Origin of the sequence: Spirillospora sp. CA-128828 (genome assembly GCF_050945415.1) — a bacterium.
Taxonomy (GTDB): Bacteria; Actinomycetota; Actinomycetes; order Streptosporangiales; family Streptosporangiaceae; genus Spirillospora.
This window is the reverse complement of the sequence record NZ_CP191986.1, coordinates 5,377,121-5,392,783: the sequence shown is the minus strand read 5'-3', so window position 1 is coordinate 5,392,783 and position 15,663 is coordinate 5,377,121. Positions and strand designations below refer to the sequence as shown.

14 protein-coding genes are annotated in these 15,663 nt (G+C 70.1%); 10 read left to right on the top strand and 4 right to left on the bottom strand.

Annotated features, from left to right (window positions below):
- Positions 1-8 precede the first annotated feature (8 nt).
- From ACQPXG_RS26290 to ACQPXG_RS26270, 5 genes are all read left to right on the top strand, one after another.
- Positions 9-800 carry an ABC transporter ATP-binding protein gene (locus ACQPXG_RS26290; RefSeq protein WP_433461782.1) on the top strand — a complete coding sequence of 264 codons (792 nt, stop codon included), beginning with the start codon at positions 9-11 and terminating at the stop codon, positions 798-800.
- A 27-nt stretch (positions 801-827) separates the two neighbouring features.
- Positions 828-1,697, top strand: a complete 870-nt coding sequence (locus tag ACQPXG_RS26285) for an ABC transporter permease (RefSeq protein ID WP_433461781.1) — start codon at positions 828-830, stop codon at positions 1,695-1,697.
- Positions 1,698-1,706: 9 nt separating this feature from the next.
- Positions 1,707-2,804 (top strand): ABC transporter substrate-binding protein, encoded by a 1,098-nt coding sequence (locus ACQPXG_RS26280; RefSeq protein ID WP_433461780.1) that lies wholly within the window; start codon positions 1,707-1,709, stop codon positions 2,802-2,804.
- A 515-nt stretch (positions 2,805-3,319) separates the two neighbouring features.
- A complete protein-coding gene (locus tag ACQPXG_RS26275; RefSeq protein WP_433461779.1) occupies positions 3,320-5,101 on the top strand; it encodes an aminotransferase class I/II-fold pyridoxal phosphate-dependent enzyme in 1,782 nt (593 codons plus the stop codon).
- Positions 5,098-5,901 carry a phosphatidate cytidylyltransferase gene (locus tag ACQPXG_RS26270; protein ID WP_433461778.1) on the top strand — a complete coding sequence of 268 codons (804 nt, stop codon included), beginning with the start codon at positions 5,098-5,100 and terminating at the stop codon, positions 5,899-5,901. The genes ACQPXG_RS26275 and ACQPXG_RS26270 overlap by 4 nt, the downstream gene beginning before the upstream one ends.
- A gap of 689 nt (positions 5,902-6,590) precedes the next feature.
- Here the strand turns inward: ACQPXG_RS26270 and ACQPXG_RS26265 are convergent.
- A complete protein-coding gene (locus ACQPXG_RS26265; RefSeq protein WP_433461777.1) occupies positions 6,591-7,325 on the bottom strand; it encodes a class I SAM-dependent methyltransferase in 735 nt (244 codons plus the stop codon).
- 517 nt (positions 7,326-7,842) lie between these two features.
- The gene (locus tag ACQPXG_RS26260; protein ID WP_433461776.1) at positions 7,843-8,490 is read right to left on the bottom strand and encodes a class I SAM-dependent DNA methyltransferase; all 648 of its coding nucleotides are present in this window, start codon (positions 8,488-8,490) and stop codon (positions 7,843-7,845) included.
- Between the two features lie 487 nt (positions 8,491-8,977).
- On the opposite strand from ACQPXG_RS26260, the gene ACQPXG_RS26255 reads away from it, so the two are divergent.
- A complete protein-coding gene (locus tag ACQPXG_RS26255; protein ID WP_433461775.1) occupies positions 8,978-10,000 on the top strand; it encodes an LLM class flavin-dependent oxidoreductase in 1,023 nt (340 codons plus the stop codon).
- A gap of 39 nt (positions 10,001-10,039) precedes the next feature.
- On the opposite strand, the gene ACQPXG_RS26250 is transcribed toward ACQPXG_RS26255, so the two are convergent.
- On the bottom strand, positions 10,040-10,192 hold the full coding sequence (locus ACQPXG_RS26250) for a hypothetical protein (RefSeq protein WP_433461774.1): 153 nt from the start codon (positions 10,190-10,192) through the stop codon (positions 10,040-10,042).
- Between the two features lie 517 nt (positions 10,193-10,709).
- On the opposite strand from ACQPXG_RS26250, the gene ACQPXG_RS26245 reads away from it, so the two are divergent.
- From ACQPXG_RS26245 to ACQPXG_RS26235, 3 genes are all read left to right on the top strand, one after another.
- Complete coding sequence (locus ACQPXG_RS26245; RefSeq protein WP_433461773.1) at positions 10,710-12,980, top strand: ATP-binding protein; 2,271 nt, start codon at positions 10,710-10,712, stop codon at positions 12,978-12,980.
- Between the two features lie 85 nt (positions 12,981-13,065).
- The gene (locus ACQPXG_RS26240) at positions 13,066-13,395 is read left to right on the top strand and encodes a helix-turn-helix domain-containing protein (protein WP_433461772.1); all 330 of its coding nucleotides are present in this window, start codon (positions 13,066-13,068) and stop codon (positions 13,393-13,395) included.
- A 163-nt stretch (positions 13,396-13,558) separates the two neighbouring features.
- Positions 13,559-14,167 carry an SDR family NAD(P)-dependent oxidoreductase gene (locus ACQPXG_RS26235; protein WP_433461771.1) on the top strand — a complete coding sequence of 203 codons (609 nt, stop codon included), beginning with the start codon at positions 13,559-13,561 and terminating at the stop codon, positions 14,165-14,167.
- Positions 14,168-14,181: 14 nt separating this feature from the next.
- Here ACQPXG_RS26235 and ACQPXG_RS26230 read toward each other — a convergent pair whose 3' ends face one another.
- The gene (locus ACQPXG_RS26230; protein WP_433461770.1) at positions 14,182-15,099 is read right to left on the bottom strand and encodes an NADP-dependent oxidoreductase; all 918 of its coding nucleotides are present in this window, start codon (positions 15,097-15,099) and stop codon (positions 14,182-14,184) included.
- Between the two features lie 108 nt (positions 15,100-15,207).
- On the opposite strand from ACQPXG_RS26230, the gene ACQPXG_RS26225 reads away from it, so the two are divergent.
- A complete protein-coding gene (locus ACQPXG_RS26225; protein WP_433461769.1) occupies positions 15,208-15,606 on the top strand; it encodes a winged helix-turn-helix transcriptional regulator in 399 nt (132 codons plus the stop codon).
- Positions 15,607-15,663 lie beyond the last annotated feature (57 nt).

Below are 15,663 nucleotides of genomic sequence, written 5' to 3'. Positions count from 1 at the left end.
GCGCAGCCATGACGAGCGCCAAGCAGCCGATCATCGAGATCGACCATGTCGACAAGCAGTACCGATCCAGGCACGCCGAGAGCGTGCACGCCCTGCGGGATGTCAGCCTGTCCATCGAGGACGGCGAGTTCGTCTCCATCGTCGGGCCGAGCGGCTGCGGCAAGAGCACCCTCCTGAAGATCATCAACGGGCTGGAGCGGCACTCCGGAGGTGTGCTGCGGTTCCGCACCGCCGCCGAAGATCCGCGGCGGGCCATGGGCATGGTCTTCCAGCAGCCGCTGCTGCTGCCCTGGCGGTCCATCCTGGACAACGTGCTGCTGCCCCGCGACCTGCGCGGACGGCGCGGCCGCGACGCCGATGTGGAACGCGCCAAGACGCTCCTCCGCACCCTGCGCCTCGGCGATTTCATGGACCGGCATCCCAAGGAGCTGTCCGGCGGCATGCAGCAGCGCGTCGGCATCGCCCGGGCCCTGATGCACGACCCGCCCATCCTGCTGATGGACGAGCCGTTCGGCGCGCTCGACGCGATGACCCGCGACCAGATGTCCCTGGAACTACTGCAGATCTGGGAACGTGACCGCAAGACCGTCGTGTTCGTGACGCACAGCATCTCCGAGGCCGTGCTGCTCTCCGACCGCGTGGTGGTCATGTCGTCCCGGCCGGGACGGATCGTCAGCGTCGTCGAGGTCGGGCTGCCCCGCCCCCGCAGCCTGTCCGACATCAACACCGAGCGCTTCGGCGACTACGTCCGGGACATCCGCGACACGCTGGACTCCGAACACGAACTCACCACCACCTGACCGCATCCGTCCGAGGAGGAGAGCACAATGACGACGGTCGCGGATCGCTCTGGACCGCCCCCTGCCGGGGACACCCACACCATCGAGGCGCGCTCGGCCGCCGAGCGTCGCTTCCGGCTCGGCGACCTGCCCGGCTGGGCGCTGAGCTCGGCGCTGTTCGCCATCGTCCTGGCGGCCTGGGAGATCGTGGTCCGGGTCACCGGGGTATCACCCATCATCGTCCCGCCTCCCAGCGACGTCGCCGTCGCGCTGGTGAAGGGCCTGGTGGACGGCGAGCTGGTCTTCCACACCTGGATCACGCTGCAGGAGATCCTCGGCGGGTTCCTCATCGCGACGATCCTCGCGATGGCGCTCGCGCTCCTGGTCAGCCAGTCGACCCTGGCCGAGAAGGCGGTGCTGCCCCTGGTCGTGACGATCCAGGCGGTGCCGAAGGTCGCCGTGGCCCCGCTGCTGCTGATCTGGTTCGGGTTCGGGATGACCTCCAAGACCCTCACCACCGCGCTGATCGCCTTCTTCCCGCTGCTCATCAACGCGATCCTGGGGCTCAACTCGGCCGGCGCCGACGAGCGGAACATGCTGCGCTCGTTCGGGGCGTCCGAATGGCAGGTGATGCGCCGGCTGCGCCTCCCGTCCGCGCTGCCCTACGTGCTGGCCGGGCTCGACTCCGCCGCGATCCTGTCGGTGCTGGGCGCCATCGTCGCCGAGTTCGTCGGCGCGCAGGCCGGCCTCGGCTACGTCATCCAGGCGTCCAACACCCAGCTCGACACCGCGTCCATGTTCGCCGTCCTGGTGATCCTCTCGGTCATCGGCCTGGTGCTGCACTTCCTGATCACCGGCATCGGCCGCCGGGCCGTGTTCTGGTCGGCCGACAACGACGTGCGCGTCCAGGACGTCTGAGGAGGCCCCATGAAGTTCACGACCCGGCGGCGGGCCGCGACCCCGGCGGCCCTGATCGCGCTGACCGCGCTGACCGCGTGCGGGCAGCCGGTGCCCGGGGTGGGCGCGCCGGACGGCGACAAGGTCGTCATCACCCTGTCCGCCAAGACCTGGAACGCCGGCCTGGCCAGCCTCGCCGTCTCCGAGCGGCGCGGCTACTTCGCCGACGAGAACCTCAACGTCAGCTTCGTGCTGCTCGACGGGGCGACCATCCAGGCCCAGCAGGTCGCCACGAACAACGCCACCGTCGGCGCGATCACCCCGGAACCGGTGATCTTCGGCGACCAGCCGGGCAAGCGCCTCGGCCTGCGCTATTTCTCGTCCTTCTACCGCAAGAACATCTACGGGCTGCGGGTGCCCGCCAACTCGCCGATCAAGAGCCTGGCGGACCTGCGCGGCAAACGGATCGGCGCCGCGTCCCTGGGCAGCGCCGCGGTGACCAACGTGAAGGTGGCGCTGCGGGACGCCGGGATCCCCGATAACGCCGTGAACTTCGTCGCGATCGGCACCGGCGCGCAGCAGGCGACCGCCCTGAAGAACCGGGACGTGGACGCCGTCGCCCTGTTCGACACCCAGTTCCAGATCATGGAGAACAGCGGGATCCGGCTGCGCCGGATCCCGCTGCCGAAGATCGACGAACTGGCGGGCGGCGGCCTCGCGGCAACGTCCGCCAACCTCAGGAAGGACCCCGCCCTGTTCGCCCGCATCGGCCGCGCCGTCGCCAAGGGTGTCGTCTTCGCCCAGGCGAATCCGAAGGCGGCGATCGACGACCTCTACGCCGCACACCCGGACGCGCGCAACCCCGCGCTACCCCCGCAGAAGGCCCTCGCCAACGACACCAAGGTGCTCCAGACCCGCATGTACACCCTGGGCGTGCAGCCCGGCGAGCGGGAGTGGGGCCTCCTTAAAGCGGACGAACTGCAGCGCAACATCGACTACATGACCCGCGCCGGTCTGATCACCGAGAAGGTGGACGTGAACAGCGTCTTCACCACCGAACTCACCGGCCAGATCAACAACTTCGACGCGGCGGCCATCCAGGCCGAGGCCAAGCGCGCCGCCTCCTGACCGGCACCGACCAACGCCGCGTTCGGCTCGGGGGCGGCCCGTTCTTCGACGGACCCCCTCGCGCTCGTACCGCCGAGACGACCAGGCCGGGAACCGACCGATTAATGGACCGAGACCCGCCGCTACCTGGGCTTGGAGTTTCCGGTCCAAGGCCCAACGGGGGTGGTCGCCGGCACCACACCCGACCTCGAGATCGACAACCGACCGTGCCGGCCTCCGTCAGGGGCCGTGGTGATGCCTGGCGGCGGCGAGGACTTCACCGAGTGTGTTTCCCGTGGGCTCCCCCCTTCGGGTCCTAGCGCCGATCGGGTCCACGATCACCGCCGCGGAGCAACGATCGGCGCCCGATTCGCTTCACCGGCAAGTGACAGGGCGAGGCGTGCGTGTGGGGTCGGCTGCGGGCGGTCTCCGGAGTTGCGGCGGCGGAAGTGAGTACGGACTCCCGGGGCGCCTGAGTACGGCTACTCAGGCGGTGGGGCGATGGCCTCGGCAAAGTGGCGCTCGAGGTGATGTCAATGAGTATCGATCAGCAATCCCCGGGACGGGCCGCCGGCGGTTCGTCCGTCGCAACGGTCGTTGATGAGCTGGAGCTTCGTATGTCGTCCGAGGCGGACCATGAGTGGATCGGCCGTCTCCGGCATGAGATCTACGCGCGGGAACTCGGCCAGCACACTCCCAACGCCGCCGGCCTGCTCACCGATGACCTCGACGGGAGCAACGTCTACATCGTGGCGGTCCGTCGTGGCGAACCGGCCGGGTTCATCAGTGTGACGCCCCCGTGGGCAGGCCGCTTCTCGATCGACCGCCATCTCCGGAGGGACGAGCATCCGGAGCTGTGCGATGACGGCCTGTTCGAGATCCGGATCTTGGCCGTCGATCCGAGCCTGCGGGGCGAGATGATCGGCAGGCTGCTGATGTACGCGGCGCTTCGCTGGGTGTCGGGGCACGGAGGCAGGAGCATCGTGGCCTTGGGGCGGGTCGAGTTGCTGCCGATGTACCTGGCGCTGGGACTCGCGTCCACCAGCACGACGGTGCGTTCGGGGGCCGTGGAATTCCAGCTCCTGACCGGCGACGTCGCCGAGCTCACCGACCGGACCCTGCGACAGCACGGGCCGCTGCTGCGCGATCTGGGACGGAAGGTGCGGTGGAGGCTGGAGGTCTCCTTCCTGCCCGAGGCCGAATCCTGCGCCCACGGCGGCGCGTCCATCGAGGCGCTGGGACGAGGGTTGGACACCCTGGGCGCGCACGGCGACGTAGTCCCCGCCGACGTGCTCGACGCCTGGTTTCCGCCGGCTCCCGCCGCGGTCGCGGCCTTGACCGGCGGGCAGGAGTGGATCGCGCGCACGTCTCCGCCGGCGCGGGCCGACGGGCTCATCGAGGAGATCGCGCTTCGCCGGGGCCTGCCCGAGAACGCCGTCGCGGTCGGCGCGGGTTCCTCCGACCTGATCTTCCGCGCGTTCCGCACCTGGCTGGACGCCTCCAGCAAGGTGCTCCTGATGGATCCCTGTTACGGCGAGTACGCCCACGTCGTCGAGCGGGTGATCGGTTGTCGCGCCGACCGGTTCCCGTTGTACCGGGAGGAGGGCTGGAGGATCGACCCGGAACGTCTCGCCCGCGTCCTGCGGAAACACTACGACCTGGTGGTCATCGTCAACCCCAACAACCCGACCGGGGTCCATCTCGACACGGCCGGACTGCGGGAGGTGCTGGAGGGTGCGCCGGGCGGGACCCGATTCTGGATAGATGAGGCATACGCCGGTTACGTCGGCGCCGGGCAGACGCTGGAGCCTTACGCGGCGGAGGCCGGCAACGCCGTCGTCTGCACATCGCTGTCAAAGATGTACGCCCTGTCGGGCCTGCGGGCGGCCTATCTCACCGGACCTCCACCGATCGTGGCGGATCTGCGTCGCTGGACCCCGCCGTGGTCGGTGAGCCTGCCCGCCCAGATCGCCGCGGTGAGCGCGCTGCGCGATCCGGCGTATTACACCGCCCGATGGGCCCAGACGGCGGCGCTGCGAGCCGAGCTGGCCGCCGCGCTAGCGGAGGCCGACGAGAACCTGCGCGTCAGCGAGTCGGTGGCGAACTTCGTTCTGCTCACGCTGCCCAGGGGCGGGCTCACTGCGTCCCAGCTTGTCGACCGGTGCAGGCGGCGGGGCGTGTTCCTGCGGGACCTGTCGCCCATGTCCCCGGCGTTCGAGGGCAGGACGGTGCGAATCGCGGTACGCGACGCCGCAGCGAACGCCCGCGTGGCAGGCGCCGTCGCCGAGGCCCTGCGCGTTCCGCTTGGTATGGCGTGACCGAGGTCGCGGATCTGGTCCCTTACCTTGCCGGCACGCTGTTCGTCGGCGGCATCGCGGCCGGGCTGTCCAGGCGGCGTGAGTACGTGCTGCGGTGGTGCGCCTGGGCGGTGGGCGTGCCCGTCGTGGTCGTCGCCCTGAACATGGGCCCTGGCGGTGCGGCCGCCCTCGCCGCTTCGGCGGCAGTGGTGTGCGCCGTGGAATACGCCGCCTTGACCGGCCTGCCCCAGCTGGACCGCGCGGTGCTCGCCGTCGCCGTACCCGTGGCGCCGGTGACGGCCTGGCTGGCGCCCGGCCATCTGCCCCGGCTCCTCGCCCTCACCCTCACAGCCGTCGCCCTGGTGCCGGTCCTGGCCGGTGACGCGGCCGGCGGACTCTCCAGGCTGTGTTTCGGCGAGCTCGGAGTGATCTGGTTTGCGCCGCTGGCCGGCGTGGTCCTGCTAGGCCCGGAAATCCTGGTGTTGTTCGCCGCGGTGTCGATCGCCGACATCACCGCCTCGTTCGGCGGCCGGTCGCTCGGTGGGCCACCCCTTTCCCGGCTGTCGCCGTCCAAGCACTGGAGCGGCCTGCTGGCAGGGACCGTCACGGGACTGGGCACACTGGCCGTGCTCGGTGCGTTCACGCCGGCCTGGGCCGTCGCAGTGGCGGTCGGCGCCCCGCTAGGGGACCTGCTGGAGTCGATGGTCAAGAGAGGTGTCCAGACCAAGGACTCCGCCTCCTGGCTGGCAGGCGCCGGGGGCCTGCTTGACAGGCTCGATTCTTTCCTCATCGTCCTCGTGCTCGCCTTGGCACTCGGCTGATGGCCGCCCGGGTTCCACGGCGCCCCGCCGTGGAACCCGGCGGTCCGGGCGCGCTAGGCCGTTCGGGGCAGGCGAGGGCCGGCGGTCTCGTCCATGCCTGTCGGCTTCGGGGCAACCGGGACGCATTCTTGAAGCATGGAGCGGACCCGGCCCTCGAAGGCCGGCAATAGCAGAAACAGGCGCGTTGCACGGACGAGTGCGGGGCAGGCATGTGTTAGGGCGAACAAAGGTCGCTCTGAGGTCCTGCCCCACCTGGCCCGCGCAATCAGCGGTAGCGGAAATACCGTGTGTAGAAGGTGTGCATCACGGCATGCGATCCGTTCGCCGCCAAGTGCGGTTCTGATCCGTTCGCCGACCGCGCTCGGCCGGCCTCTCCATGAGGACCGAAGTGTGGGGCGGCCCCGGAGGTGATTGCTGAGCGCTACGCCTGACGTCAGGCCTGCGACCTGTTAAACGTGGGAGATCACAACGGGCTTGATCTTCCTTGAGGTGCGCTGTGATGTACCGAAGGGATGTGCCTGACCTGAGGTAACGTTGCAAGGTCGTATATCCGCGGCATGATCGATCGTGTTCACACCGAAGAGGCCACCTCCCGGAAGCCGTGAACACACGTCTGGCTGCTCACTGTAATCGAGGGTGCTCGTCGGACGTCAGGCGACCATGGGCCTGGATCGTGCCGGTAGGTGTGGTCAGGGGGTGGCCGGTTTGCGGGCGGTGAGCAGGCGGGTCGGGACCCACGGACTGCCCCACCACGCGCGCCAGCCGAGGCCGCGCACGCTGATGTCCTGGGCGTTCAGCCGGGCCAGCACCGCAGCGTACTCGCGGGGAGTCCGCGCCAGGTCGGCGATCAGCAGGCGGCCGCCCGGCCGCAGCACCCGGTACGCCTCGGCGATCGCGTGGGCGCGGGCGTCCGCGCCGAAGATGGTGTGCACCGTCAGGCTGGACACGACCAGGTCGAAGCTTGCCTCCGCGTACGGGAGTCTGCGCAGGTCACCCCCTTGCACGTGGACCCGGTCGGCGACGCCTTCGGCGCGGGCGTTGCGCAGGGTCGCCGCCGGGGTGTTGCCGGACTGGTCCCGTCCGCGCCACAGGTCCACGCCGACCGCCCGGCCCTGCGGGAGGTGCCGGGCGGCGGCCAACAGGACGGCGCCGCGTCCGCAGCCGAGGTCGAGCAGCCGTTCGTCGCCACGCAGGTCCAGCTCGTCCAGCACTTCCCGCCAGACCAGGAACTTGCCGCGCAGCGTGGCGTGCAGGCTCAGGGCCAGGCATCCCGCCAGCAGGGTGCCGGAGACCAGCGCGGGCAGCGCGGCGGACAGATCGGCGGTGACCGCCATCACCAGCCCGGTCACCCAGAACCCCAGCACGACCAAGCCCACGAAGCCGAACCCGTAGGGCGCATCCATCCCGTACCGCGCGCCAGGCATCCCGCCACTCTGCCACGAACCGGCCGCTCGGGGGCTGGCTACAACGCATTGGTCCACCGCGACCAGCTCGCCGCCGAGTACCCGACAACGTGGTGACGCCGACCCGGTCTTCATCCGGGACGGCGACGTGTGGACGGGCGCCGGGCTGAGCGCGTGCCCGGACCTGACGCTCGCGCTGGTCACCGACGACCACGGGCAGGACGTCGCGCTGCGCGTGGCACGGGCAGCTGGTGATTTACCTGAAACGGCCCCTGCGGGCCGGATCTGTTGTGCGTGGCTTGCGGACGTTCGGGTCGAACGACGAGCGGAAGCCGTAAAGCGGCTCGCTTGGCGCACCCGGTTCGGGTCTCCGCCGGTCTCATAGGTCCCTGAGCCGGTCTCGTTGAGGAACCCGGTCGTGGCCGGCTCCCTGATAGTGCGCTTCAGGGGCGGCGTCGGATATTAGGCAGTAGCCGGCGAACGGCAGGTGGAAACAGGTCTTTTCCAGCGGGCCGTTCTCCGAGGCGCCGCCGGGAGGTTACCGAGGCGGTGCCGAGGGTCGGCGGGCGAACAGGATCGCGCCCGGCTTCGGCTCGTCCGGATTCAGCAGATGCTGCGCCTCCACGGTAAAGCCCGCCTCGCGAAGCCAGTCGGCTACGCGGGACGGTTGGCGGTGGTGCACATAGGCCTGCAAGGCCTGGTCGCCGTCACCGGTCGTCTCGATTTGCGACTCGTTACCGACGTGGAAGCCTACGGCCAGCACCCCGCCCGGCCGCAGCACCCGGTGGAACTGTGCGAGTACGCCCGGCACCGCCTCGTCCGGGATGTAGATCAGCGACCACCACGCGAGCACACCGGCCAGAGAGTTGTCGGCGATCTCCAGGTCGGTCATCGAACCCACCTGGAATCGCGCGCCGGGGTGCTCGCGGCGTGCGATCTCGATCATCGCGGGTGACAGGTCGATGCCGAACGCGTCCGCGCCCAACTCCCGCAGCAGGGCGGTGGTGTGCCCCGGCCCGCAGCCCACGTCGGCGACCGGCCCGCCGCCGATCGCGCGGACCAGGTCGGCGAACAGAACCACCCCCGAGCGGACGTGGAGATGCCTGTCGAGCAAGTCGCGGGTCTCGTCGGCGTAGCTGGCCGCGACGGCGTCGTAGGAGTTCCGGGTATCGGTCAACCAGGTCATCAAGGGACCCTAGCTCTTTCAACCGAGCGTCTACAGGTGTGCGCGCCCTGCGGCATGTGCGGATGCTTGTGGGAGCTCTGACCTGGTGGGCCAGGTGGATCGGCGGCAACGGCGTGGACGAGTAGACCATCGCATGGCGTATCGCGGCCCGGTACGGCTTGCGCGTCTACCCGACCGACGACGTGATGCCGAACACGCTGACCGCAAGCGCGCGGGAGGACGCCTGTACAGGAGCGGGTTCGAGACCATGCGCATGGAGGAGCCCCCGGTGAACCGGTCTCCAGAGACGATGCTGGAGGCCCTTCCGCTTCCGGGGGCGAGGGCTTCGGTCTGATCGTCGAAGACCTGCCGGGGCCTGTCGGCCGATAACGGGGTGATCGTAGAGGGCGCCCGCTGGTCGTGATGTGTGACGGGTGGATGACCGTGGGGTGGCCGTGTGGTCGGCCGTGCTGGAATCTCGTAGGCGCTGAGATGGTTGGTGTCGGGTGTGAAGAAGATCGGCTTTCTCTCGTTCGGTCACTGGAGTGATAGCGCCGGCTCGCGGACCCGGTCGGCGGCCGACGCCCTGCTGCAGTCCATCGACCTCGCCATGGCCGCGGAGGAACTGGGTGCCGACGGTGCCTATTTTCGGGTGCACCATTTCGCCAGGCAGCTTGCGTCGCCGTTCCCGCTGCTGTCTGCGATCGGCGCGAAGACCTCGCGCATCGAGATCGGCACCGGCGTGATCGACATGCGCTACGAGAACCCGATGTACTTCGCCGAGGACGCCGGCGCCGCCGACCTGATCTCCGGCGGGCGACTGCAGTTGGGCATCAGCCGGGGATCACCGGAGCAGGTCATCGACGGGTGGCGGTACTTCGGGTACGAGCCGTCCGAGGGCGACACCGATGCCGACATGGCACGCAAGCACACCGAGGTACTGCTCACGGTGCTGCGGGGCAGAGGCTTCGCCGAGCCGAATCCGCGGCCGATGTTCCCCAATCCGCCCGGCCTGCTGCGCACCGAGCCGCATTCCGAGGGCCTGCGCGACCGCATCTGGTGGGGCTCGGGCTCCAATGCCACCAGTGTGTGGGCGGCCGAGCTGGGCATGAACCTGCAAAGCTCCACGCTCAAGGACGATGAGACCGGCGAGCCGCTGCACGTCCAGCAGCGCAAGCAGATCGAGGCCTACCGGCAGGCGTGGAAGGACGCCGGACACCAACGCCAGTCGCGTGTGTCGGTCAGCCGCAGCATCTTCGCGCTGACCAGCGATCTGGACCGCGCCTACTTCGGCCGGAACACCGACTCAGGCGACCACATCGGAATGATCGACGAGAACACCAGGGCGGTCTTCGGACGCTCGTACGCGGCCGAACCGGACGTGCTGGTCAAGCAACTCGCCAACGACGAGGCCATTCAGGCCGCCGACACGCTGCTGCTCACGGTCCCCAACCAGCTCGGTGTGGAGTACAACGCGCACGTCCTGGAGAACATCCTGACCCACGTCGCGCCCGAACTCGGCTGGCGCTGAGGGCCCAGCCAGCCCCGCCCTTGCGCATGTGTTCTCTCCTCAGGATCGGTTTTGGCCGCGGACGGGTGTGTACAGGTGCTCGACGGACCCGTCGGGGAAGGTGCGGGTGCCGGTGAGCTGGAGGGGAGCGGGGGTGCTCTTGTCCGTGGTGAGCCGGAGGCCGTCGCCGAGCAGGATCGGCATGACGACCACGCCGAGTTCGTCAGTGCGCCGATTTCGCGGAAGGCCTGGATGGTCTGCTGGCCGCCGACCAGGTGCACGTCTCCGGCGAAGTCTGCGTCCCGCATGAGGCGGAGCAGTTCGGCCGGGTCCGCGGCGGACACGACGTCGGCGGGCGTCCCCTCCGGGAGCGGACGGCCGGTCAGCACGAAGACGCGCAGGTTCGGCCACGGCCAGTGCGGCGAGCCGACCGCGGGCGCGAAGGTGTTGCGTCCCATGACCACCGCGCCGCAGCCGGCGATGAACTCCGGGTGGCCGTGCGAGACGCCGGACTCGAAGTCCGGTGCGGTCAGGATGGCGGGCAGCCCGTCCGGCGACGCGATGAAACCGTCGACGCTGACCGCGATGTGCGTACGGATGCGCATGAGATGTCCCTTCGATCGGGTGTCCGTTCAGGATGTCCGGTAGGAGGGCCGGGCACATTGGGCTGATGCCCTAAGCGGGCCGCGGCGACCTCTTTAGATCCGGGGCGCGGGCTACTGTGTGGCCCATGGCGAGCCGGTTGGTGAGCCCGGTGCTGGTGGGCCGGGAGGCGGAGCGGGCGGCCTTGCTGACCGCGCACCGCGATGCCGCGCTTGAGGCGATCGTGGTCCTCGTCGGCGGCGAGGCCGGCATGGGCAAGACCAGGCTGGTGCGGGAGTTCACGTCCGGGCTCGGCGCGTCCGCGCTGGCGGTGGCGGGCGGGTGTACCGATCTGGGCGTCGATGGGCCGCCGTTCGGCAGCGTCGTCACGGCCCTGCGCCGGTTGGTGCGGGCGATGGGCGTCCCCGCGGCAGCGGGCCTGCTGCCGGGAGGTGGGCGGCGCGGGCTGGCCCGGCTGTTACCCGAGCTGGGGGAGGACGACTGCGACCCGGACCGGGACCTGGGACGCGCCCGGCTCTTCGAGGAGGTCCTCCTGCTGCTGGAAGGCGCCGCGGCCGACCGTCCCCTGGTCGTGACGCTGGAGGACCTGCACTGGTCCGATCGGTCCACCGCCGAGCTCCTGGCGTTCCTGGCGCAGAACCTCAGCGGCCCGGGAATCCTGCTGGTCGGGACGTACCGGCCCGACGAGGTCGTCGCGGCGCATCCGCTGCGGCCGCTGGTGGAGCGCGGCGAGGACGTCCGCCGCATCGCGCTGGCCGGGCTTGCCCGGGACGCGGTGGCGCAGCAGGTCACGGCGCTGCTCGGGCACCGACCGGACGAGCCGCAGGTGGACCGGATCTTCCGTCGGAGCGAGGGAAACCCGCTCTTCGTCGAGGCACTGGTGGACGCCGGCGACGCCCCCGCGGAGTCGTTGCGCGAACTGCTGCGGAGCGACGTCGAGCGGCTGCCCGAGCCGAGCCGGCGTATCGTCCACGCGGCCGCTGTCGCTGCCAGTCCGGTGGAGCACGGTCTTCTGGCCGTGCTCGCCGGGATGGCCGAGGTGGATTTCGAGGACGCGCTCAGGCCGCTCGTCCGTCGCAGGCTCCTCGAAGTGGTCGAGGACGGGTACGCCTTCCGCCGCGATCTGATCCGCGAGGCCGTCTACGAGGGGCTGCTTCCCGGTGAACGCGTGCGGCTGCACCGCCGCTGTGCCGAGGCGATCAGCGCCGACCCGCGGCTGGCCGCCGCCGGTCGCGCACCGGCTGAGATCGCCGTCCACTGGCATGCGGCCGGCGAGGACGCCCGCGCCGCCGAGGCCGCCTGGCACGCCGCCGAGTCTGCCCGCCGGGCGTACGCGCACGCCGAGCGCCACCGCATGCTCGACCGCGTCCTGCGCCTGTGGGACCGGCTGCCAGACCTGCCCGGACGGATCGGGGCCGATCGGATCACGGTCATGGAGATGACCGCCGAGGCCTGCCTGAACGCCGGTGAGCTGGACGCCGGGACCGCCGTGGCGACCGCCGCACTGGACGAGTCGCCGGACCCCGAGCGCGCCGCCGCGTTACTTGAGATGCGGGCGGCGATGCGCGACCGCAACGGCCAGGACCCGCTGCCCGACCTGATGGAGGCCGCCCGGTCGCTGCCGGCGACCCCGGCCACTGCGGTGCGCGGCCGGGTGCTGGCCGAACTGGCCACGTCCCAGCGCAACCAACGCCGGTTCGCGCCCGCCCGGGCGTCGGCGGAGGAGGCGCTGGAGATCGGACGCCGGACGGGCGACCGTGCCGTCCAGGCCAAGGCGCTCGTCACGCTCGCCGCGCTGGCCGCCGTGAACGCGGACCTGACGACCGCGAAGGACCTGTTCGGCCAGGCCGGCGCCGCCGCCTCCGATGCCGGAGCCCACGACACCCGGCTGCTCGTCGCGGTCACCGAGTCGGACACCCTGGAGGCCGCCGGCGAGCATGCCGGGGCGGCGCGGGTCGCGCGGCAGGGCATGGCCCTCGCGGACGCCATGGGCCTGGCGCGCACCCGCGGCACGCTTCTGGCGCCGAACCTGTCCGAGTCTCTGCTCTCGCTCGGCCGCTGGACCGAGGCGAGCCAGGTCAACCGGGACGCGCTCCGCCTGGCGCCACCGCCGCTCTACCGGGCGTACCTGCGGATCATCCAGGCGACCGTCGATCTGAGGCAGGGGGACGCGGAGCAGGCCGCAGCGGCATCCGAGCAGGCCAGGACCGCCATGCGCGGCAACAACCGCGGCGAGGAGTCGTGCCTGGAGCCCGATCTGCTGGATTGCCGGCTGGAGCGCGAAGCTCACGGTCACCGGGCCTCTCCAGCGGGCGTACCGGCTGACGTTCGACGCCGAGCTGAGCCACGCGGACATCGCCGCGTGGCCCCAGGCGATAGCGGCGTGGCGCGACCTTGACCAGCCCTACGCCCTGGTAGAGACCCTCCTCCGCGCCACCAGCGCCGCGTTGTCCGCCCGGGACAGGAAGCAGGCGACCGCCCTCTTGACCGAAGCCGCATCGATAGCAACCGATCTGGGCGCACAACCGCTGCTGACCGAGATCGAACGACTGGCCAAGCGTTCCCGGCTCCCAGCCAATGCGACCACCACACCTGATCGGCCCGATACTCCCGCCGGCCTCACCAACCGAGAACTTGAAGTACTTGAACTGTTGACAGCCGGACTGAGTAACCGCCAGATCGGCGAGCGCCTGTTCATCTCCGCCAAGACGGCCGGCGTCCACGTCTCGAACATCCTGGCCAAACTGATGGTGACGACCCGCTTGGAAGCCGCTACCTGGGCCCACCGAACACACCTCTTCGATCAGAGATGACCGCGGACCCACAGCGTTCAGCGAGTGGGATCGCGTGGGCCCGATGTCGCGAAACGCGGAGCGGGCTGGTCGATGGTCCGGCTGGCGCTCTCGCCCGTGACCGCGTGTTCGCGGGCGCGGGTTATCGGCTGCGTCGCAGAGTCGTTCGCCAACCGACGGGAGTGTGCGGGCCGTGGAAGAAGGCGTTGCGCTTGTCACTGGAGCGTCCCGCGGACTGGGTGCCGTCATTGCGCGGCGCTTGGCCGCCGACGGCCTGGCCGTGGCCGTCGGATTCCGCTCCGGGGCCGACCAGGCCCGCCGGGTGGTCGAGGACATCCGCGCCGCGGGCGGTCGTGCCGAGGCGTTCTCCGCCGACGTCACCGAAGAGGCCGCCGTGGCCGACCTGATCGCACAGGTGACCGACCGGCTGGGCGCGGTCACCGTCCTGGTGGTCAACGCGACCGGTCCGCAGCCGGTGGTGGCGGTGGAGGATCTGACCTGGGAGGCTCATCTCGACCAGCTGCGATTCTTCGTCAAGAGCCCCACGTTGCTGTTGCAGGCCGTCCTGCCTGGGATGAAGGCTCGCGGGGGCGGGCGCGTCATCCAGATCGGCTCTGACATCTTCGAACGCGCCTTGCCCGGTATGTCCGCCTATGTCGCAGCCAAGGGCGCCCAAATCGGTCTGACCCGGACGTGGGCGCGGGAACTAGGTCCGTCGGGCATCACAGTGAACCTCGTTGCCCCTGGCTGGATCCCCGTCGAGCGGCAGATGAGTGCAATGTGGGGGCGGTGAACCAGCGTGGCAGCTTAGGGAACGATCGCTACGGCGCCTCGCACCGCGCCTTGGGCCAGTCGGTCGTGGGCCGCCGCCGCGTCGGCGAAGGGGTGCACCGCGGCGACCCGCAGCGGGATGTCACCGCTCTCCGCTCGTTTGACCAGGTCGCTCAGCCGGGAGCCGTCCGGTAGCACGTCCAGGCTGAACGTCCGGATTCCCCGCACCGGCTCCGGGCGCAGCGGGGGTGAGGCGGCCACAAAGACGCCGCCGTCCCTGACCAGTTCCATCAGTGAGGGGCCGATCACCGCCAGGTCGACAACGGCGTCGAAGTTGTCCGGCGCAGCCGCGATCGGATCGTCTGAGCGTGGCATGAACGCCGCGCCCTGCGACTCGACGAACTCGCGGTCGTCGGCCCCTGCGAGTCCCGTGGCGTGCAGGCCGGCTGCCCGGGCCAGGGCCAGGGTGAACCCGCCGACCTGCCCTGCGGCACCGGTGACGAGCACGGTCGAGCCCGCCGGGAGCGCGAGCAGGTCGAGGGCTTGGGCGGCGGCGAGGCCGTTGGTCGGCAGGGTCGCGGCCTCGGTGGCGGGAATGCCCTTGGGTGCGAAGGTCAGCCAGGCGGACTCCAGCACCACGTACTCCGCGTGGGTGCCGACCGTGGTGCGTACCCATGGCGAGAAGCCGATGACACCGTCACCGACATTGAAATCGCCGGCGGACGGACCCACCGCGTCGACCGTGCCTGCCACGTCCCAGCCGGGTGTGTACGGCAGCCCGGTCGGCAGTGGTGCCGGGAATCGGCCGGCGCGAATCATGAGGTCAACCGGGTGCAAAACGGATGCAGCGACCCGTACTCGGACTTGCCCAGGCCCTGGCTCGGGTATCGGTAGGTCCGCCGCCACGGACAGGACCTCCGGCCCTCCGAACTGTGAATAACTGACTGCGCGCATCGTCGTGCCCTTCGCTGTATGTCGTGGTTTCTCCACGGTAGGGAGATGGGGGCACCGTGAGAAAGTAGGTACCTTGGAGTGCCTAGGGCACCGAATAGGAGGTGGAACGTGGCGACAACGACTGCCGCACAACGTCGAGAGCAGGCCAAACGCGACTATGACGCGTTCTTGGCGGCTTGCCCGACCCGAGAGCTGCTGAGCACGCTGACCGACAAGTGGGCGGCGCTCGTGATCCCGGCCCTTGCCGACGGTCCGCAGCGGCACAGCGAACTCGCCCGCCGCATTGCCGGCGTCAGCCAGAAGATGCTCACCCAGACCCTGCGCAAGCTGGAACGCGACGGTCTGCTCACCCGCACGGTGACCGCATCGGTGCCGACCCGCGTCGACTACGAACTCACCCCGCTCGGCCAGGACCTGTTCCCGGTGATGGTCGCGATCAAGACCTGGGCGGAGACGCACATGGATCGCGTCTTCGAGGCCCGCGCCCAATTCGACGCACGTTCATGAAAACCGGTGGGCGCCCGGACGCACTCAACTCGGCAGCCCATTGCGTTCGAGCTGGGG

What these genes read in the sequence shown, in the direction of transcription:
- ACQPXG_RS26230 (WP_433461770.1), bottom strand. Translation starts at nt 15,099, where the DNA reads ATGCGCGCAGTCAGTTATTCACAGTTCGGAGGGCCGGAGGTCCTGTCC.
- ACQPXG_RS26265 (WP_433461777.1), bottom strand. Translation starts at nt 7,325, where the DNA reads ATGCCTGGCGCGCGGTACGGGATGGATGCGCCCTACGGGTTCGGCTTC.
- ACQPXG_RS26275 (WP_433461779.1), top strand. Translation starts at nt 3,320, where the DNA reads ATGAGTATCGATCAGCAATCCCCGGGACGGGCCGCCGGCGGTTCGTCC.
- ACQPXG_RS26290 (WP_433461782.1), top strand. Translation starts at nt 9, where the DNA reads ATGACGAGCGCCAAGCAGCCGATCATCGAGATCGACCATGTCGACAAG.
- ACQPXG_RS26245 (WP_433461773.1), top strand. Translation starts at nt 10,710, where the DNA reads ATGGCGAGCCGGTTGGTGAGCCCGGTGCTGGTGGGCCGGGAGGCGGAG.
- ACQPXG_RS26260 (WP_433461776.1), bottom strand. Translation starts at nt 8,490, where the DNA reads ATGACCTGGTTGACCGATACCCGGAACTCCTACGACGCCGTCGCGGCC.
- ACQPXG_RS26285 (WP_433461781.1), top strand. Translation starts at nt 828, where the DNA reads ATGACGACGGTCGCGGATCGCTCTGGACCGCCCCCTGCCGGGGACACC.
- ACQPXG_RS26280 (WP_433461780.1), top strand. Translation starts at nt 1,707, where the DNA reads ATGAAGTTCACGACCCGGCGGCGGGCCGCGACCCCGGCGGCCCTGATC.